The following is an 18,998-nucleotide window of genomic DNA, read 5'->3' as shown; positions in this document are numbered from 1 at the left end:
GTTCGTCGGCCGCCAGAAGCGCCGCCGCTCTCGTTCGATGGCCGGGTTATAGGCCCACTCATCCCATAACGTCAACAGGGCATGTGACATTTTTTTGAAAATTTCTTCGGAAAGGCGTACCCGGCATTCATTTCCCCCGGATTTTCAGGGCTTCCCGGCCGAACGGAAGCCGATTGGCGGCCATTGCCCTCAGATTTTCACATTCCGCCTCTCTAGAGGAGTTCATGAGAACCAGCGTGATTTGACTCGCATGCCTTCCTGCGTGCATGGTCCCGCGCTGAAACCAGACCGCGGACACAGGGCGAAGCGCAATCGGCATGACCACCGACCGGAACATGATCCGATCCCTCGGCAATGAACCGCCGATCCTCGCCGACGGACGCAAGGCGCCCGACCGCCGGGAAATCTCGCTGCGCTGGCTCTCCGGCACGTTCCTCACCGGCATCACCTCCTCCATCCTGATGGGCGTCGCGCTGTTCGCCGCGCTCGACGGGCGCCAGCAGCTCGCCATTCCCGCCGAGGCCTTTGCCGCGCTCGGCGCCACGAACCAGACGAGCAAGACCGGCGAAACGGCAAAACGCGGCGAGCGCGTCGTCGAGACGGCTATCGTCGCCAAGCCGGCCGACAAGAAGATCATGGAAATCTCCACCGTGATCCACGACGGCGAGAAGGAAGTGGTGCGCCGGCAGCCCTTCGCCCATGTGAAGATGGCGCTGGCCGCGAACCACACGACGAGCGAGGACTATCCGCGTTTCGATCCGCTCGCGATCTTCTCCACCAACGGCAAGGATGCCGCGCCCGCCTCACGCATGGGCACGATCTATGGTTCGGATGTCGAATCGGAGGTCGCGCTGCAGACCGATGCCTTCCCGACCGGCGGTTCGGCGCTCGACTATGCCGACCAGATGTCGATCGAGGAGGTCGAGGAGAATGTGCGCACCAACGGCTCGGTGCTGACCGACGGCAGCACGCAGGTCGCCTCGCTCTATTATGTCGATCCGCAGCGCTTCGCTTCCGATTCCTCCGATCTCGACCTGCTTCAGGGCCTGACGGCCCGCATCGTCGAGGAGAATATGAGCGTCTCGAATTTCGACACGCTGACGCCGGACGACACGGAATATGCCGACGACGTGATCCCCGTGCGCCGGGCGGCCGATATCGGCGAGATCATGACCGCGGCCGGCTATACCAAGGCCCAGGCCGACGATCTTTCCGCCTATCTTGAAGGCCCGCTCGGCAGCAAACAGTTGGCCGAGGGCGACGTGCTGCGCATCTGCATCGCGCAGAAGGGCAAGGAAGCCAGTATCGTGCGCGCCAGCGTCTATTCGCGCGGCCGCCATGTGACGACCGCCGCGCTCGACGACAAGGGCCGCTTCGTCAACGGCATCGAGCCGCCGGTGCTCGACGCCGTCGCCACCGCCTTCGACAATGACGACCGGCCGGCGATCATTGCCGGGCGCGACCTGCCGCGCGTCTATGACGGCATCTATCGCGCCGCGCTCTCCTACGGCATGGGCAAGGACATGACGGCGGAGGTCATCCGCGTCCTTGCCAGCAATGTCGATTTCCAGGCGCAGCTGCGGCCGACCGATTCGCTCGAAGCCTTCTTTTCCGTCACCGACCAGAGCGGCGCGGCGACGGAGGAATCCGAGATCCTCTTCCTCGACGCCAAGTTCGGCGACACGGAAACCCGCGTCTACCGTTTCCAGAACCCGGAAGACGACTCGGTCGACTATTACGACGAGAACGGCAAGAGCATCCGGCAGTTCCTGCTGCGCAATCCGGTCCCGAACGGCACCTTCCGCTCGGGCTTCGGCATGCGTCGTCACCCGATCCTCGGCTTTTCGCGCATGCATACCGGCGTCGACTGGTCCGCGCCGCGCGGCACGCCGATCATCGCGGCCGGCAACGGCGTCGTCGAGAAGGCCGGCTGGGATTCCGGCGGCTACGGCAACCAGACGCTGATCCGCCATGCCAATGGCTATGTCTCGTCCTACAACCACCAGAACGCCATCGCCAAGGGCATCAAGCCCGGCGTCAAGGTCCGCCAGGGCCAAGTCATCGGCTATGTTGGCTCGACCGGGCTTTCGACCGGCCCGCACCTGCATTACGAGATGATCGTCAACGGAAACAAGGTGGATGCGCTGAAGATCCGCCTGCCCGGCGGCAAGTCGCTGGAGGGCAAGGCCCTTGCCCAGTTCGAGGTCGAGCGCAAGCGCATCGACGACCTGCTCGGCCGCGGCGGATCGACGGAAGTCGCCGAGACGCATTGAGGCTGCGGAAATCCCGAAGGGCTGTGGCGCACAGGCGAACGGCACCGTCGTTTACGATCAGATCAAGCGACCAGAAACGCGTTCCCGCGGGCTCACGCCTTCTTGCGGATCAGGAAACGATGCCCCGCCTCGACGCGCTCGCTCGCTTCGAGCGCGTGGCCGTCCTCGTGGCAGAAGTGCGGTATGTCGATGACGGCGAGCGGGTCGGTGGTTTCCACCCAGAGCGCGCTGCCGGCATCCATCGTCGAAAGGCGCTTGCGCGTCTTCATCACCGGCAGCGGGCATTTCAGGCCGCGCAGGTCGTAGACCTCGGCGTCGTCGCGGGCCGCTGTCGCGATCATTTCTGCCAGAACTTCCAGAACGGCTTTTCCGCCGTCTTCTCGACGACCTGGACGCCCGGATTGTCCTCCGGCACCGGCAGGGCATCGGCGCCCGCGGCCGGCTTTTCGACACGCTGGCCGGTGGTCGTGGCGGCGGTGCTCTGCGTCGTCTGCGCCGCCTGCCTGCCGGCGTCCTGCTGGCTCTGCTGCGTCACGTCGGCGGCGGGTTCGGCCTTGCGCGGCGCGGTCTTGTTGTTCCAGAATTTCCAGAAGGGCTTCTCTTCCTTCTTCTCGACGGCCGCGACGCCCGGATTGTCCTCCGGCACCGGCAGCGCGCCCGCGCCGCGTGCCTGCTTCTGCGCCTTCTCGGCGGCGACGTCGGCAGCGAAGGCTTCCGCTTCCTTGATCTTCGCCTGCTCGGCCGCAAGCTTCGCTTCTTCGGCCTCGCGCACCGCGCGTTCGGCCGCCTCGACCTTGCGCCTTTCGGCCTCCTCCGCCTTCCGCTTCTGCTCGGCGATCTCGCGGGCCGTCATCAGCTTGCCGGCGTCCAGCGAATTGCCGGTCGGCGCATAGGCGAGCTCACGGCCCTTGCGCTGGTCGGCGACGATCGCCTTGCGCTGGGCCTCGGAGGGTTCGATCCAGACCGTGCCGTCATATTTCTGCATGGCCTTGGCATAGGCCGCGGCATAGGTCTTGTTGTAGCTGCCGAGCGCCACCTCGAGGGCAGCCGGCGTCGTCATTGCCGGGCAGGCACCCGCCGGCGAGAAGGGTTTGTCGGCCTGCTGGTTGAAGACATATTTCTTCTCGCAGACATTGACCTCCGGCGGACGCTTGGTCAGCTCGAAATGGTCGTAGCCGACCTTCAGCATCTTCCAGAATTCGATATTCGGATTGTCGCGGTGACGCGCCATGTTTTCCGCGGTCATGCGGAAGGGAAAGGCCTGGAGCTGGATTGTCGACTGGCCGCCGTTGAAGGCGTCGCGCGCGAAGGCGAAGATTTCCACCATCTGCTCGTCCGTCATCGAATAACAGCCGGACGACGAACAGGCGCCATGGATCATCAGATGGCTGCCGCTCGCCTTGTTGGCGCGGTCATAGGCGTTCGGAAAGCCGGTATTGATCGCCAGGAAGTAGCTCGAATTCGGGTTCATGTGCGCCCTCGACAGCGGGTAGAACCCTTCCGGCGCCTGGCGGTCGCCTTCCTTCATCTTCGGGCCGAGCTTTCCCGACCAGGCGCAGATCTTGTAGTTGCGAACCAGCTGGTAGCGGTTGGAGCGGTCGGCCTTCCACAGTTCCAGCCGGCCCTCTTCTTTGAAGATGCGCAACATCATCGGCGAGGACCGGTCGATGTTCATCGAGGAAAGCTTGCCGAGCACCGCCGAGGAAAGCTGGTAGTCGGTCTTCTTGGAAACCTTGCTGATGTCGACGTCGACCTTGTCGAACGAGTCGAGCGTCTCGTTGGTGCAGCCGGCGGCGGCCACGGCAAGGAGCGATACGGCGGCAAGAACAGTCAGGCGCATTCCAGAAGTCCGTCAACAATCGTCAGATCGCAAGCCGTCGCGCCGGCGGGCGGACGCGCAGTGGTAACCGGCTTATACTTCATAAAGTGTTAACCGGGAATTCTTTCGCGAGGCTGCCGGCACGCCGCATCGTTTCAGACACAAGGATTATGGCCGAGATGGGGCAAAGGGCGGCCCGGGAGCCACCGACCGGCAAGAATCCCTTCAGAGCTGACGGCCGATATTGAGGTAGCGCTGACGGCGATCCTTGCGCAACTGGTCGCCGGGCTTGGCGGAAAGCTCCTTGAGCGCATCCGCGATGACATCGCCGGTGCGCGCGATGACGGCCTGCGGATCGCGATGCGCGCCGCCGACAGGCTCCTGAATGATGCCATCGATGATGCCCAGGGCCTTCAGGTCCTCGGCCGTGATCTTCATGTTGCTGGCCGCTTCCTTGGCGCGGGTGGAATCGCGCCAGAGGATGGAGGCGGCGCCTTCCGGCGAGATCACGCTGTAGATCGCATGTTCGAGCATGAAGACGCGGTCGCCGGTGGCGATCGCGATGGCCCCGCCCGAGCCGCCCTCGCCGAGCACCACGGAAACGATCGGCACCCGGACATTGAGGCACATCTCGGTCGATCGGGCGATGGCTTCCGCCTGGCCGCGCTCTTCCGCCCCGATGCCGGGATAGGCGCCGGCCGTGTCGATCAGCGTGATGATCGGCAGGCCGAAGCGGTCGGCCATTTCCATGACGCGGATCGCCTTGCGGTAGCCTTCCGGCCGGGCGCTGCCGAAATTGTGCTTGAGGCGCGACTTGGTGTCGTTGCCCTTCTCCTGGCCGATGATGGCGACGGCCTCGCCGTTGAAGCGGCCGAGACCGGCCTGGATCGCCTCGTCCTCGGCGAACTTGCGGTCGCCGGCAAGCGGGGTGAACTCTTCGAAAAGCTGGGCGGCGAAGTCGAGGAAATGCGGGCGCTGCGGGTGGCGCGCGACCTGCGTCTTCTGCCAGGGCGTCAGCTTGGCGTAGATATCGGCCATCGCCTCGCGGGCGCGCACTTCCAGCCGGCCGACCTCGTCCGTCGTGTCGATGCTCTCATCTTCCTCGGCGAGCTTGCGGAGCTCGTGGATCTTGCCTTCGAGATCCGAGATGGGCTTTTCGAAATCGAGGTAGTTGTGCATGAGATGCGTTTCCGATCGTTTGCTCAAACCGCGTCAGGATGCCGTCGGCCGGGACCAGTGGCATGAAGAGGGGTCCTAATCCGGTTTTTTTGCCTGTTTGGCAAGGGGGTGATGGGTCTGAACGAGCTGGTGGAGCCGTTCTTCCAGCACATGCGTATAGATTTGTGTCGTCGAAATGTCCGAGTGGCCGAGCAGTTCCTGCACCGCGCGCAGGTCCGCGCCGTTCTGCAGGAGATGGCTGGCGAAAGCATGGCGCAGAACATGCGGCGAGAGCGCCGAGGCCCGGATCCCCGCCCGCCCCGCCAGCGCCTTCAGGTCGCGGGCGAACACCTGGCGCGGCAGATGGCCCTCCTTGCTTTTCGCCGGGAACAGGAAGGCGCCCGCCGCCGGATCGTCGCCGATATCGGCCGCCAGCGCCTCGCCATAGGTTTCGAGCGCCGCGACGGCGGCGCGCGACAGCGGCACCAGCCGCTCCTTGTTGCCCTTGCCCTTCACGACGAGGAAGCGCCCCGTCTGCGCCAGCACGCTCGCCGGCAGCGAGACGAGTTCGCTGACGCGCAAGCCCGTGGCATAAAGAAGTTCCACCAGAAGATGCATGCGGCGGCGCTGGAGAAGCGTGTCGCCGGGTTCCGCCGCCTCCGCCTCCGCCCGGGCGATCAGGCGGCCGACATCCTCGACGCTCAGCGTCTTCGGCAGCGGCCGGCCCTTGCGGGGAGCATCGAGAATGCCGGTCGGGTCGTCGCCACGCAGCCCCTCGCCATAGAGGAACTTGAAGAACTGCCGCAGCGCCGAAAGCCGGCGGGCCTGCGAGGAGGCGGCAAAGCCCTGCCGGGCGAGATGGGCGAGATAGGCGCGCAGGTCGTCTGCCGTCGCCTCCACCAGCCGCACGCTCCGCTCGGTGAGGAAGGAACGCGCATCCTCCAGGTCCCGCTCGTAGGATTGCAGCGTGTTCGTCGCCGCGCCGCGCTCGGCGCTCATCATCTCGAGAAAGGATTCGACCTGAAGGGCGGATGGATCCCTCATTGTTGCGGGTTTACCCGCTCGGAAGGAATGCGGATCGTCACCTCGCGCTCCGTCGGCTCCACAAAGGTCACCAGCGCCACCATCGTGCCGTAGATCGAACCGGCGATCACGGCGCAGAAGAACAGGAATCGGAACAGGGTCGGCATGGCGCTCTCCGGGACGATGGTCCCTATATCGCCTCGCCCACCGCCGAGCGCAAGGGCGGGGATTCTCGGGTCGAGCCCGAGGAGGACCCGCGGGGAGGAGAGGTTACCGGCCATTGGCCGGTGCGGCAGGGGAAACGGTCTTTCTCGCGGGGCGCCCTCCCTTCTTCCGTCATCCTCGGGCTCGACCCGAGGATCCCCCATCCGCACGGTCTTTGCGGCTCCCGTGCGACGCATGGCTTGACGCTTCCAGCGCTTTTGTCGATACGGAAAGGGACGAAACCCCGGAAAACACGCATGACCGAGCTGACCGACCAGGCCCCTCTCACGCTTGCCGCTGAGGCCCGCGCCGCGCTCGGCAAGCGCAACCTCGTGCTGATCGGCCTGATGGGCGCCGGCAAATCGGCGATCGGCCGCATGACCGCGCAGGCGCTCGGCATTCCCTTCATCGACAGCGACCACGAGATCGAGCGCGTCTCGCGCATGTCGATCACCGACCTGTTCGCGGCCTATGGCGAAGCGGAGTTCCGCGCGCTCGAGACCCGCGTCATCAAGCGCCTGCTGCGCTCCGGCCCGCGGGTCGTGTCGACCGGTGGCGGCGCCTATATCAATGAGAACACCCGCAAGCACATCAAGCGCGGCGGGCTGTCGGTCTGGCTGAAGGCCGACCTCGACGTCCTGTGGGAGCGCGTCAACAAGCGCGACACCCGCCCGCTGCTGAAGACGGAGAACCCGCGCCAGACGCTAGAAAACCTCATGAACGCCCGCTATCCGATTTATGCGCAGGCCGATCTCACGGTCCTGTCGCGTGACGTGAAGAAGGAAACCATGGTGGAGGAGGTGCTCACCGCGATCACCGCCGCCGCCAAGAAAGCCTGACGAGATGACGATGACTGCACCTGCCACCGCCCGCCGCACCGTACGGGTTGACCTCGGCGACCGTTCCTACGACATCCTGATCGGCCCCGGCCTCATATCCGCTGCCGGCCGCGAGATCGCGGGCCGCCTGAAAGGCCGCAAGATCGCCGTCGTCACCGACGCGCATGTCGCCCCCCTCTATCTCGACGATTTCATGGCCGCGCTGAAGGCGGAGGGCATCGAGGCGGTCTCGCTCGTGCTGCCGGCCGGGGAGAAGACGAAGAGCTTCGAACACCTGATCAGCGTCTGCGACAGCGTGCTCGCCGCCCGCATCGAACGCAACGACGCGGTCGTGGCGCTCGGCGGCGGGGTCATCGGCGACCTCACCGGCTTTGCCGCCGGCATCGCGCGCCGCGGCTCGCGCTTCATCCAGGTGCCGACCTCGCTGCTGGCGCAGGTCGATTCCTCCGTCGGCGGCAAGACCGGCATCAACTCGCCGCACGGCAAGAACCTCATCGGCGTCTTCCACCAGCCGGACCTGGTGCTCGCCGATACGGACGTGCTCGACACGCTTTCCCCGCGCGAATTCCGCGCCGGCTATGCCGAAGTCGCCAAATACGGCCTGATCGACAAGCCGGACTTCTTCGCCTGGCTGGAAAAGAACTGGCGCGCCGTCTTTGCCGGCGGCGAGGCCCGCATCGAGGCGATCGCCACGAGCTGCCAGGCGAAAGCCGACGTCGTCGCCGCCGACGAGCGGGAGAACGGCCAGCGCGCCCTGCTCAATCTCGGCCATACCTTCGGCCATGCGCTGGAGGCGGCGACGCAGTATGATAGCGCCCGCCTCGTGCATGGCGAGGGCGTCTCGATCGGCATGGTGCTCGCCCACCAGTTTTCCGCCCGCATGAACCTTGCCAGCCCCGACGACGGCAAACGCGTCGAGGCGCACTTGCGCGAAGTCGGCCTGCCGACCGCCATGGACCAGATCCCGGGCGGCCTGCCGCCGGCGGAGGTGTTGATGGATGCCATCGCCCAGGACAAGAAGGTCAAGGGCGGCAGGCTCACCTTCATCCTGACGCGCGGCGCCGGCCAGTCCTTCGTCGCCGATGACGTGCCGCAATCCGAGGTCATCGCTTTCCTCAAGGAAAAGCTGCCGAAATGAACAGCGACACGCCCGCCGCGCTCGCTCCCCTTTTCTGGCTGCTGGCCGTTCTTCTGCTCGGCCTGATCGTTCTCACCGTGGCTCTCTTCCGCCGGCGCAAACCGATCGCAGCGCTCTGGCGCGCGCATCAGGAGACACGCGAGGCTGAGGGCGATCGCCGGGGCGGCCAATCCCCCCGCGACGGCGCGGCGGCGAAATCCGACCGGGAGAAATCCCCCGGCATGCTCGATCTCGATGCGCTGGAAGTGTCCGACATCATGATCCACCGCACGACCATGCGGGCGCTCAATGCCGGCGACCCGCCGGAGGAGATCGTCAAGGCCGTGCTCGAAAGCCCCTATACGCGCATGCCGCTCTGGGCCGGCTCGGTCGACAACATCGTCGGCGTCGTGCACGCCAAGGACCTTTTGCGCGCGCTGGCGGAACCCGGCGTCGAACCGAAGAACCTCGACATTACCAGGGTGGCGCAAAAGCCCTGGTTCGTGCCCGACACCACGACGCTCAAGGAACAGCTCGCCGCGTTCCTCCGCCGCAAGGAGCATTTCGCGACCGTGGTCGACGAATATGGCGAGGTGCAGGGCCTCGTCACGCTGCAGGACATCCTTAAGGAGATCGTCGGCGACATCTCCGACGAGAAGGATGTCGACATGCAGGGCGTGCGGCAGGAGGCGGACGGCTCGCTGGTCGTCGACGGTGGCGTGACGATCCGCGACCTCAACCGCGCCTTCGACTGGAACCTGCCCGACGAGGAGGCGACGACCATTGCCGGCCTCGTCATCCATGAATCGAAATCGATCCCGGAAGAGCGTCAGGCCTTCACCTTCTACGGCAAGCGCTTCATCGTGATGAAGCGGGTGAAGAACCGCATCACCAAGCTGCGCGTCCGCCCCGTCGAGCCGGAAGCGCCGCGAACCTAAAGCAATTCCAGCAAAAGTGTGCAGCGGTTTTGCGTCCGGAATTGCGCAAAAACAAAAAATGAGAGCGTTTTCGCTATTCGAAGAAAAGCGGGAATGCGCTCATCACCAGCGGGTTGCTTCCCCGGGCGCGGCCGCCTCGACGGCCAGCGCATGCAGCCCCGCATCGAACTCCGCCTTCACGAGGTCGTTGATCGCCCGGTGGCGCGCCACGCGGCTCATGCCGGCAAAGGCGGAGGCGACGATGCGCACGCGCATATGCGTCTCCCCCTCGCCGTTGAAATCCGGCTGGTGGCCGGCATGCAGGTGGCTCTCGTTGATGACGTCGAGCCGCTCCGGCGTGAATGCGGCGGTCAGCTTTTCGGCGATGCTGGACTTCATGGACATGGCAGACCTTCGGCGGCGGAAACCGTGCGCCGCGATGCACAAAATGGTTCCACAAAGCCAGCAACAATCCGCTTTGTCAATTCTTGTTGCAGGCCTTCCGGAACCCCATAATGGGGCCATGAAACTCGATTCCAAATACTTCGACCGCATCCGCACGAAGCGGCGCGTGGAGCGTCCCGAACGCTCCGCGCCGATCTGTCAGTGGGACGGTTGCGAGGAGAACGCCGTGCATCGCGCGCCCGTCGGCCGCAATGCCGAAGGCCAGTATTTCATGTTCTGCTTCGAGCACGTCAAGGAATACAACAAGGGCTACAACTACTTCTCCGGCCTTTCCGACGGCGAGATCGCCCGCTACCAGAAGGAGGCGATCACCGGCCACCGCCCGACCTGGACGATCGGCGTCAACAAGGCGGCGAAGAACGGTCCGGCGCAGGGCACGGCGCGTTCGGGTTCCGCCGGGGCAAATCAGCGCATCCGCGATCCCTTCGGCTTCTTCGCCGAGGGAAAAGGCCGCCGGCCGCAGATGGAGCCGCGCGCCAGGAAGCTGAAAACGCTGGAGGCGAAAGCCTACGACACGCTCGGCCTTGCCGCCACCGCGACGGCCCAGGACATCAAGACCGCCTACAAAGCCCTTGTCAAAAAGCATCACCCCGATGCAAATGGCGGAGATAGAGGCTCGGAAGAGCGTTTTCGCGCGGTCATCCAAGCATATCAATTGTTAAAGCAGGCCGGCTTCTGCTAGAGCATTTTGCGGCCGGACGGAATCGCCCGGTTTCGCACGATGCCATCAGGCAAAGGGCGCAGTCGGCGTGCACTAGGATATTGGGGTGGAGGCAAGCCCGCCGCCCGCGGAGACGTGATGAGCAAGATGGATCTCGATATTTCCAACCTCCCCGATACCACGGTATCCGTCCGGGAGGTTTTCGGCATTGATACGGACCTCAAGGTTCCGGCCTATTCCAAGGCGGACGCCTATGTGCCGGACCTCGACCCGGACTACCTGTTCGACCGGGAAACCACCCTCGCCATCCTCGCGGGCTTCGCGCATAACCGCCGCGTCATGGTCTCCGGCTATCACGGCACCGGCAAGTCGACCCATATCGAGCAGGTCGCCGCCCGCCTCAACTGGCCCTGCGTGCGCGTCAACCTCGACAGCCATGTCAGCCGTATCGACCTTGTCGGCAAGGACGCCATCGTCGTGAAGGACGGATTGCAGGTCACCGAATTCAAGGACGGCATCCTGCCCTGGGCCTACCAGCACAATGTCGCGCTCGTCTTCGACGAATACGATGCCGGCCGCCCGGACGTGATGTTCGTCATCCAGCGCGTGCTGGAATCCTCCGGCCGCCTGACCCTGCTCGACCAGAGCCGCGTCATCCGCCCGCACCCCGCCTTCCGCCTGTTCGCCACCGCCAACACGGTCGGCCTCGGCGATACGACGGGCCTCTACCACGGCACGCAGCAGATCAACCAGGCGCAGATGGACCGCTGGTCGATCGTCACCACGCTGAACTATCTGCCGCACGACAACGAGGTCAGCATCGTCGCCGCCAAGGTGAAGCGCCTTGCCGCCGGCAAGGACGGCCGCGACACGATCTCGCGCATGGTCCGCGTCGCCGACCTCACCCGCGCCGCCTTCATCAACGGCGACCTCTCCACCGTGATGAGCCCGCGCACCGTCATCACCTGGGGCGAAAACGCCGAGATCTTCGGCGATCTCGCCTTCGCCTTCCGCGTCACCTTCCTCAACAAGTGCGACGAGCTGGAACGCACGCTGGTCGCCGAACTCTATCAGCGCGCCTTCGGCGTCGAACTGAAGGAAAGCGCCGCCAACATCGTGCTGGAGGCGACGGCCTGAGGCCCGGGAAAAGCGCATGGCAGCTCGCGGAGACAATTCGAAGCCGAGGCCCGGCGGCGTGGTCGACATGGAGCCGTTCCGCCGCGCGGTGACGGGCTGCGTGCGCGCCGTCGCCGGCGATGCGGAGGTGGAGGTTTCCTTCGCCAACGAGCGGCCCGGCATGACCGGCGAGCGTATCCGCCTGCCGGAACTGACGAAGCGCCCCTCGCCCACCGAAGTCGCGATCACCCGCGGCCTCGGCGATTCGATGGCGCTGCGCAAGGCCTGCCACGATGCCCGCATCCACGCGACCATGTCGCCGCAGGGGGCGGACGCCCGCGCGATCTTCGACGCGGTCGAGCAGGCGCGCGTCGAGGCCATCGGCTCCAACCGCATGCCGGGCATGGCGCAGAACCTCACCACCATGCTGACGGAGAAATACGCCAAGGCGAATTTCGGCGCGATCAGCCGCCAGGCCGATGCGCCGCTCGAAGAGGCCGTCGCACTCATCGTTCGGGAAAAGCTGACGGGCCAGGCCCCGCCGGCCTCCGCCGGCAAGGTGCTGGACCTCTGGCGCGACTTCATCACCGACAAGGCCGGTCGCGACATGGACGGCCTCACCGCCGCCATCAACGACCAGCAGGCTTTCTCCCGCGTCGTGCGCAACATGCTCGCCTCGATGAACGTCGCCGAACAGTATGGCGAGGACGAAACCGAGCCGGATGATTCAGAGACGCCCGAGGACGAGGACCAGCCGCGCAGCGACGAGCAGGAAGACAACGAAAGCCAGGAGGACGCCGGCGACGACGCAGCGCCCGCCGACGAGAACGAGACGTCCGACGACCAGATGGACGAAGGCGAGATGGACGGCGCGGAGATCTCCGACGACGATCTCGTCGACGACGACGGCGACGACAGCGAGACGCCCGGCGAGGTCCGCCGCCCGAACCATCCCTTCAGCGATTTCAACGAGAAGGTCGACTACACGGTCTTCACCGAGGAATTCGACGAGATGATCACGGCGGAGGAGCTGTGCGACGAGGCGGAGCTCGATCGCCTGCGCGCCTTCCTCGACAAGCAGCTCGCCCATCTGCAGGGCGCCGTCGGCCGCCTGGCGAACCGCCTGCAGCGCCGCCTGATGGCACAGCAGAACCGCGCTTGGGAATTCGACCTCGAAGAGGGCTATCTCGACAGCGCCCGCCTGCAGCGCATCATCATCGATCCGATGCAGCCGCTTTCCTTCAAGCGCGAGAAGGACACGACCTTCCGCGATACGGTCGTGACGCTCTTGATCGACAATTCCGGCTCGATGCGCGGCCGGCCGATCACCGTCGCCGCCACCTGCGCCGATATTCTCGCGCGCACGCTGGAGCGCTGCGGCGTGAAGGTCGAGATCCTCGGCTTCACCACCAAGGCGTGGAAGGGCGGCCAGTCGCGCGAAAAGTGGCTCGGCAGCGGAAAGCCGCAATCACCCGGCCGCCTCAACGACCTCCGCCACATCGTCTACAAGGGCGCGGACGCCCCGTGGCGGCGCGCGAGGCGCAATCTCGGCCTGATGATGCGCGAGGGCCTGCTCAAGGAGAACATCGACGGCGAGGCGCTGATCTGGGCGCACAATCGCCTGCTGGCCCGCCCCGAGCAGCGCCGCATCCTGATGATGATCTCGGACGGTGCGCCGGTCGATGATTCGACGCTTTCGGTGAACCCCGGCAACTATCTGGAACGGCACCTGCGCGCCGTCATCGAGCAGATCGAGACGAAATCGCCGGTCGAGCTTCTCGCCATCGGCATCGGCCATGACGTGACGCGCTATTATCGCCGCGCCGTCACCATCGTCGATGCCGACGAACTGGCCGGCGCGATGACGGAACAGCTCGCCTCGCTCTTCGCCGACGAGGCCACCAGCCGACGCCCCGCCGGCCGACGCCGTGCCGGCTGAGCCGGTACCACGCCGGCGCATAGGGAGCCTTATGCGAGGCCTCCCTCTTCTCGCCGCCGCCATCGCGCTTTCGCTGCCGTTGCCAGGGCCTGCAGCAGCGGAGGTCGTGGCGCTTCCCGTCACCAGCCGCGCCATCACGCACTTCACCTTCGGCTCCGACCAGCGCACCTTCGGCAAGCTCGAATTCCTCGGCGGCATCAGCTATTCGTCCAGCAATCCCCTGCTCGGCGCCGTCTCGGCGATCCGTTTCCGCGCCGACCGGCAGGATTTCGTCGCCGTGCTCGATACCGGCCACTGGCTGACCGGCCGCATCGAGCGGGACGCCGAAGGCCGGCTGAGCGGCCTTGCCGATCTCAAGATACGCTCGATGCTCAACGAGGAAGGCCAGGACGAAAACGTCAAGTACCAGATGGATGCGGAGGGCCTTGCCCTCGGCAAGGGCGAGGTTCTGGTAAGCTTCGAGAACGTCCACCGCATCGACGCCTATCCCGACCCCGGCTTCATGGACGCAAGGCCCGCCCGCCGCCTCGCCCTTCCCTTCCCCCGGCGCGAGCTGCGCAGCAACCGCGGCATGGAGACGCTGGCGATGTCACCGGAGGCGGGGCCGCTCGGCGCCGTGCCGGTCACCGTCACGGAACGCAGCCTCGATCCCGACGGCAACGTCTTTGCCGCCGTGCTCGGCGGCCCGCGCGCCGGCACCTTCGCTGTCACGCGCAACGATCCCTGGGACATCACCGACGGCGCCTTCCTGCCGAATGGCGACCTCCTGCTGCTGGAGCGCCGCTTCCGGCTCTCCGACGGCATCGGCATGCGCATCCGCCGCATCGACGGCGGGAAGATCCGCCCCGGTGCGGTGGTCGACGGCGACGTGCTGATCGACGTCGACCTCAGCCATCAGATCGACAATATGGAAGGGCTGGACGTCGTGGTGATGGGTGAGGACGATATCCGTCTGATCGTCGTCTCCGACGACAACCACTCCATCCTCCAGCGCAACCTGATGCTCGAATTCCGCCTGCTATTGGGAAAATAACGCCACCGCCACCCCTCCGGCATATGCCCGGCCTTGAGCCGGGCATTCACGTTCCGGGCGCGGCGATGGGTGGGGCAAGGCCTGTCGTGAACCTGAACCGCCCGTCGGCTGTGCTTTCTTCTCAGGCCAGCTTTTCGACGCCCGGCATCGGCTTCAGCTTGCTCATCAGCGCGCCATAGGGCAGCAGCATGACGAAACCGACCAGAACCTTCACCGAAAAATCGCCGAGCGCCCAGGAGATCCAGCGCGGGGCTTCCGCGGCAAGAACGCCCAGGATTGGCGCCCATTCGATCGCGAAGGCATCGTTCGGGCCGAAGATGGAAAAGGCCGGCGCGAAGGCGAAGGAGAAGAACAGGATCGTATCCAGCAGCGAACCGATCAGCGACGCGATCAGCGGCGCGCGCCACCAGGCCTGCCGGCGGAGCGTGTTGAAGACCGAGATGTCGAGCAGCTGGCCGAACAGGAACGCCGAACCGGATGCGATCGCAATGCGCGGCGAGGCGACGGCGAAGGAGAAGGCCACCGCCACGACGAAACCGGCCGCGACGACGCGGCGCGCGACGCGCGGGCCGAACTGGCGGTTGGTGAGGTCGGTGATGAGGAAGGCGACCGGATAGGTGAAGGCACCATAGGTCAGCAGGTCGCCGAGGTTGATGCCCAGCAGCACGCCCGAAAGCGGATACTGCACCAGCACGTTTGAGGCGACGACCACGGCTGTCATCAGGAGGACATAGAGAAGGGTAATGCGGTTCGCGAGCATTTTTTTATCCTGGGTGATGCCACCAGTTGGAGGGATGAGGCGATTCCGGGAAAGGTGCAAAGCAGCCTTCCGCCAGGAATTGCGTTTTAGCGCAAAGCATTGAGGCCTGCCCGGCGACCGGTCAAGCCTCAATGAAAACGGTCTGACGTGACGCCTTGGATCAGGCGGCTGCAGCGGTCTTCTTGGCGATCTGGCGGCGCAGCAGGCGAGCGCGCATCGACAGTTCGTTCTCTTCGGCCTTCAGCAGGAAGGCGTCGAGGCCACCGCGGTGCTCGACCGAGCGGAGGGCAGCAGCGGAAACGCGAAGACGGAAACGCTGGCCGAGGGCGTCGGAAATCAGCGTGACATTGCACAGGTTCGGCAGGAACTTGCGCTTCGTCTTGTTGTTTGCGTGGCTCACATTGTTGCCCGACTGGACGCCCTTGCCGGTCAATTCGCAACTACGGGACATGATACACCTATTTTTCTTTGTTCAGGACAATACGTTTCCGGCACCGAAACCGGCCGCAGTCCGTCTGGCCTTTTTGGAAAGTCGCGGTTCTATAGTCACACGCGACGCCGACGTCAAGCCAAACCTGCCGTTCACCCTGAATTCAGTTGCCAAAGGCCATGATTTGCAGGCAAGAGCAAGTGGATCGGACTTTTGCCGCGGCGTAGAATCGCCGCAATGGCAGACTAGGCGGGGCGTCTCAATGGGAGTCGTGAAGATGAACGGGCGGGTTTGGGTTGCTGGCGCTGTCATGTCGCTTGCCCTTATGGGTGGCGCAACGCCGCTTTCGTCGGCGGAAATCGAGCACCGCACGGATTACAGCATCCGCCTGTCCGGCCTGCCGGTGGCCACCGCCACCTTCCGCTCGGCCTTCAACGGCAACCGCTACACGATTTCCGGCAGCCTGCAATCGGCCGGCCTTGCCGATATCTTCTCGAGCACCAAGGGCACGACCTCGGTCTCAGGCACCGTCAGCCGCGGCCGGTTGCACGCCACGAACTATTCGGTGAACTACAAGAGCGGCAAGCGCAGCCGCGCCATCGACGTCACCTTCCACAACGGCAATGTCATCACCGCCAGCATGACGCCGCCGCGGCGCAAGCCGAAGAACTGGGTGCCCGTCTCCACCGCCGACATGCGCGCCGTGCTCGACCCGATTTCCGGCCTCATCATCCCGGAGGGAAGCCGCGTCTGCCCGAAGACGCTGCCGATCTTCGACGGTGAGAGCCGCCTCGACCTGAAACTGAGCTCCAAGGGCACCAAGCCCTATTCCACCAAGGGCTTCGAGGGCGAGGTTGTCGTCTGCGGCATCCGCTTCGTGCCGAAATCCGGCTATCGCAAGGGCCGCGACGACGTGGAATACCTGCGCAAGCTGAAGACGATGGAAATCTGGTTTGCCAAGGCCGAGAGCGCGAAGGTATATGCTCCGGTCTATGTACAGATTCCGACCAAGCTCGGCCCTGTCACCGTCTCGGCCACGCGCTTCGGCGGCTGACGCGCCCGGCCCGTCGGCGGACCGGCGGGAGTGATCGGCCTTGAAGACGCGTGCGACCCTGATTGGCTTTTCGGCGATCCTGATGTGGTCGCTGCTCGCGCTCTTCACTGCGGCCTCCGGCAAGATGCCGCCCTTCCAGCTCTCCGCCGTCTGCTTCCTGATCGGCAGCCTGCCCGGCATCTTCGTGCTCCTCGCCCGGCCCGAGCGCACCAAGCTGCTGCGGCAACCGGCCAAGGTCTGGATCACCGGCATTCTCGGCCTCTTCGGCTACCACTTCCTCTACTTCACCGCGCTGCGCAACGCGCCCGCCGTGGAAGCCGGCCTGATCGCCTATCTCTGGCCGCTCCTCATCGTCGTCGGCTCGGCGCTGCTGCCGGGCGAGCGGCTGAAATGGAATCATGTCGTCGGCGCGTGCCTCGGCCTCGGCGGCACGGTGCTCATCGTCGGCCGCAACGGCTTCGCCTTCGATGAGGCGTACCTTGTCGGCTATGGCGCGGCCTTCCTCTGCGCCTTCACCTGGGCGGGCTATTCACTGCTCACCCGCCGTTTCGAGGCGGTCTCGACGGATGTGGTGACCGGCTTCTGCCTCGCCACCGCCCTCCTCTCGCTTGCCTGCCACCTGATGCTGGAAACCACGGTCTGGCCGCAAACGGGCTTCGAATGGCTCGCCGTCGCCGGCCTTGGCCTCCTGCCCGTCGGCGCGGCCTTCTATGCCTGGGATTTCGGCATCAAGAACGGCGACATCCAGATCCTCGGGGCCGCAAGCTATGCCGCACCGCTGCTCTCGACGCTCGTGCTGATCCTGTCCGGCTTTGCCGAACCGTCCTGGCGCATCGGCCTTGCCTGCCTGCTGGTCACGGGCGGGGCAATCCTCGCCGCCAAGGACATGATCTTCCGCAAGGCGGCGGCAAGCCCGGCCTGATCAGGCGCCCGGTTCCCAGCCGGGCGGCGCCATCTCGAAGGACGAGAAGAGAAAGCCCGGCGAGACCGTGCAGCCGACCAGCGTCCAGTCGCCGAGCGGTTCGGCCGCTTGCCACCAGTTCGCCGGCACGATGACCTGCGGCCGTTCGCCCGCCGCAAGATCCGGCCCCAGCACCTGCGTCTCCGCCGGCGCAGCGCCGTCACTCACAGACAGCGCCAGCGGCCCGCCGGCATAATGGTGCCAGACCTCGACCGCATCCTTCACCCGGTGCCAGTGCGAGCGCTCGCCCCGCTCCAGGAGGTAGTAGATCGCCGTCGAATGTCCGCGCGCGCCGCCCGCGGCATCGCGAAAGGTCTGCACATACCAGCCGCCTTCCGGATGCCGCTCCATGCCGAGCCGGGCGATGATATCCCGGGGCGTCATCAGAACCGGTCCTTGCGTGCGCGGATTTCCGCAAAGACCTCGGCGTCGCTCGCCGTTTCCATGCCGAGATGGCGGCGGATCGAAGGATCGGCGGCCCGCAGGAAGGGGTTGGTCGCCTTTTCGAGGCCGATGGTCGTCGGTGCGGTGAAAGCGCCCGCCGCCCGAAGCGACTCGATCTCCGCCACGCGGCTTGCGAGGGCGGCATTGCCCGGATCGACGGTTATGGCGAAGCGTGCATTGGAGAGCGTGTATTCATGGCCGAAATAGACGGTCGTCTCCTCCGGCAGCGCGGCGAGCTTTTCAAGCGATTCCCACATCTGCGCCGGCGTGCCCTCGAAGAGCCGGCCGCAGCCGAGCGCAAACAGCGTATCGGCCGCAAAGAGCAGCTTTTCCGCCGGCAGATGGAAGCAGATGTGCCCAGCCGTATGCCCCGGCGTCAGGATGACCTCGACGCGCCTGCCGGCAAAGTCGAAGCTGTCGCCGCCATCCACCTTGCGGTCGATGCCCGGGATCGTCTCGCGCGCCGGCCCGATGATCGTCGCGCCGAAACGGTTCTTCAGCGTCAGATTGGCCTCGACATGGTCGTTGTGGTGATGCGTCGTGAAGATATGGCTGAGCGTCCAGCCGCGGCGGGCGAGCGCATCGAGGATGGGCTTTTCCTCCGGCGCATCGATGCTCGCGGTCGCCCCCGTCGCCGGATCGTGCAGCAGCACGCCGAAATTATCGCTGCGGCAGGGAAAGAGGTCTATTTCCAGCGGGGTCATGGCGCATTCCTCATCGCATTGCGGGCGGTCGGCGGGAATGTAAGGCAATCGGCCTTGAAGTCCACCGGCCCGTCGCGCACA

Annotated in this window: 19 protein-coding genes and 1 pseudogene; 10 read left to right on the top strand and 10 right to left on the bottom strand. The window is 65.4% G+C overall.

Translation table 11 applies throughout. The features are described 5' to 3' along the window. Positions 1-317: 317 nt before the first annotated feature. On the top strand, positions 318-2,273 hold the full coding sequence (locus MUU56_RS22035) for a M23 family metallopeptidase (protein WP_244769416.1): 1,956 nt from the start codon (positions 318-320) through the stop codon (positions 2,271-2,273). A gap of 92 nt (positions 2,274-2,365) precedes the next feature. On the opposite strand, the gene MUU56_RS22030 is transcribed toward MUU56_RS22035, so the two are convergent. The 5 genes from MUU56_RS22030 to MUU56_RS22010 form a co-directional block, all read right to left on the bottom strand. Continuing rightward, complete coding sequence (locus MUU56_RS22030) at positions 2,366-2,614, bottom strand: sulfurtransferase TusA family protein (protein WP_244769415.1); 249 nt, start codon at positions 2,612-2,614, stop codon at positions 2,366-2,368. Continuing rightward, entirely contained in the window at positions 2,611-4,113 is a 1,503-nt protein-coding gene (locus MUU56_RS22025) for a L,D-transpeptidase family protein (protein ID WP_244769414.1), read from the bottom strand. The genes MUU56_RS22030 and MUU56_RS22025 overlap by 4 nt, the downstream gene beginning before the upstream one ends. Before the next feature lie 204 nt (positions 4,114-4,317). Beyond that, positions 4,318-5,271, bottom strand: coding sequence for an acetyl-CoA carboxylase carboxyltransferase subunit alpha (locus MUU56_RS22020; RefSeq protein WP_244769413.1), 954 nt, complete (start codon positions 5,269-5,271; stop codon positions 4,318-4,320). 75 nt (positions 5,272-5,346) lie between these two features. Beyond that, complete coding sequence (locus tag MUU56_RS22015) at positions 5,347-6,294, bottom strand: site-specific tyrosine recombinase XerD (protein WP_244769412.1); 948 nt, start codon at positions 6,292-6,294, stop codon at positions 5,347-5,349. Continuing rightward, the gene (locus MUU56_RS22010) at positions 6,291-6,440 is read right to left on the bottom strand and encodes a hypothetical protein (protein ID WP_133034593.1); all 150 of its coding nucleotides are present in this window, start codon (positions 6,438-6,440) and stop codon (positions 6,291-6,293) included. The genes MUU56_RS22015 and MUU56_RS22010 overlap by 4 nt, the downstream gene beginning before the upstream one ends. 294 nt (positions 6,441-6,734) lie before the next feature. On the opposite strand from MUU56_RS22010, the gene MUU56_RS22005 reads away from it, so the two are divergent. The 3 genes and pseudogenes from MUU56_RS22005 to MUU56_RS21995 form a co-directional block, all read left to right on the top strand. After that, complete coding sequence (locus tag MUU56_RS22005; RefSeq protein WP_244769411.1) at positions 6,735-7,316, top strand: shikimate kinase; 582 nt, start codon at positions 6,735-6,737, stop codon at positions 7,314-7,316. A 10-nt stretch (positions 7,317-7,326) separates the two neighbouring features. Beyond that, complete coding sequence (gene aroB / locus MUU56_RS22000; RefSeq protein WP_244769410.1) at positions 7,327-8,454, top strand: 3-dehydroquinate synthase; 1,128 nt, start codon at positions 7,327-7,329, stop codon at positions 8,452-8,454. Between the two features lie 218 nt (positions 8,455-8,672). Then, positions 8,673-9,371 (top strand): annotated as a pseudogene (locus MUU56_RS21995) (transporter associated domain-containing protein); the annotation flags it as partial. Positions 9,372-9,473: 102 nt separating this feature from the next. Here the strand turns inward: MUU56_RS21995 and MUU56_RS21990 are convergent. Continuing rightward, complete coding sequence (locus tag MUU56_RS21990; RefSeq protein ID WP_244769408.1) at positions 9,474-9,755, bottom strand: BolA family protein; 282 nt, start codon at positions 9,753-9,755, stop codon at positions 9,474-9,476. A gap of 118 nt (positions 9,756-9,873) precedes the next feature. Between MUU56_RS21990 and MUU56_RS21985 the strand changes: the two genes are divergently transcribed. The 4 genes from MUU56_RS21985 to MUU56_RS21970 all read left to right on the top strand — a co-directional run bounded on the left by MUU56_RS21985 (position 9,874) and on the right by MUU56_RS21970 (position 14,564). Then, complete coding sequence (locus MUU56_RS21985) at positions 9,874-10,497, top strand: J domain-containing protein (protein ID WP_244769407.1); 624 nt, start codon at positions 9,874-9,876, stop codon at positions 10,495-10,497. 117 nt (positions 10,498-10,614) lie between these two features. Next, complete coding sequence (cobS, locus tag MUU56_RS21980) at positions 10,615-11,613, top strand: cobaltochelatase subunit CobS (protein ID WP_064331569.1); 999 nt, start codon at positions 10,615-10,617, stop codon at positions 11,611-11,613. A 16-nt stretch (positions 11,614-11,629) separates the two neighbouring features. Next, a complete protein-coding gene (gene cobT / locus MUU56_RS21975; protein WP_244769406.1) occupies positions 11,630-13,531 on the top strand; it encodes a cobaltochelatase subunit CobT in 1,902 nt (633 codons plus the stop codon). Positions 13,532-13,562: 31 nt separating this feature from the next. Further along, entirely contained in the window at positions 13,563-14,564 is a 1,002-nt protein-coding gene (locus MUU56_RS21970; protein WP_244769405.1) for an esterase-like activity of phytase family protein, read from the top strand. Positions 14,565-14,685: 121 nt separating this feature from the next. On the opposite strand, the gene MUU56_RS21965 is transcribed toward MUU56_RS21970, so the two are convergent. Both MUU56_RS21965 and rpmB read right to left on the bottom strand, forming a co-directional pair. Next, a complete protein-coding gene (locus tag MUU56_RS21965) occupies positions 14,686-15,324 on the bottom strand; it encodes a VUT family protein (protein ID WP_244769404.1) in 639 nt (212 codons plus the stop codon). 160 nt (positions 15,325-15,484) lie between these two features. Next, complete coding sequence (gene rpmB / locus MUU56_RS21960; RefSeq protein ID WP_064331573.1) at positions 15,485-15,775, bottom strand: 50S ribosomal protein L28; 291 nt, start codon at positions 15,773-15,775, stop codon at positions 15,485-15,487. A 241-nt stretch (positions 15,776-16,016) separates the two neighbouring features. Here rpmB and MUU56_RS21955 point away from each other — a divergent pair, with 241 nt between their 5' ends. Then, positions 16,017-16,808: a DUF3108 domain-containing protein gene (locus MUU56_RS21955; protein WP_398431400.1), complete on the top strand. Its 792-nt coding sequence runs from the start codon at positions 16,017-16,019 to the stop codon at positions 16,806-16,808. Between the two features lie 40 nt (positions 16,809-16,848). Continuing rightward, positions 16,849-17,730, top strand: coding sequence for an aromatic amino acid exporter YddG (gene yddG / locus MUU56_RS21950; RefSeq protein ID WP_244769402.1), 882 nt, complete (start codon positions 16,849-16,851; stop codon positions 17,728-17,730). On the opposite strand, the gene MUU56_RS21945 is transcribed toward yddG, so the two are convergent. Next, on the bottom strand, positions 17,731-18,153 hold the full coding sequence (locus tag MUU56_RS21945) for a cupin domain-containing protein (RefSeq protein WP_244769401.1): 423 nt from the start codon (positions 18,151-18,153) through the stop codon (positions 17,731-17,733). Continuing rightward, positions 18,153-18,917, bottom strand: coding sequence for a hydroxyacylglutathione hydrolase (gene gloB / locus MUU56_RS21940; RefSeq protein WP_244769400.1), 765 nt, complete (start codon positions 18,915-18,917; stop codon positions 18,153-18,155). Before gloB ends, MUU56_RS21945 begins: the two co-directional genes overlap by 1 nt. Positions 18,918-18,998 lie beyond the last annotated feature (81 nt).

Origin of the sequence: Shinella yambaruensis (genome assembly GCF_022899355.1) — a bacterium.
Lineage (GTDB): Bacteria > Pseudomonadota > Alphaproteobacteria > Rhizobiales > Rhizobiaceae > Shinella > Shinella yambaruensis.
This window is presented reverse-complemented; position numbering and strand designations above follow the sequence as displayed.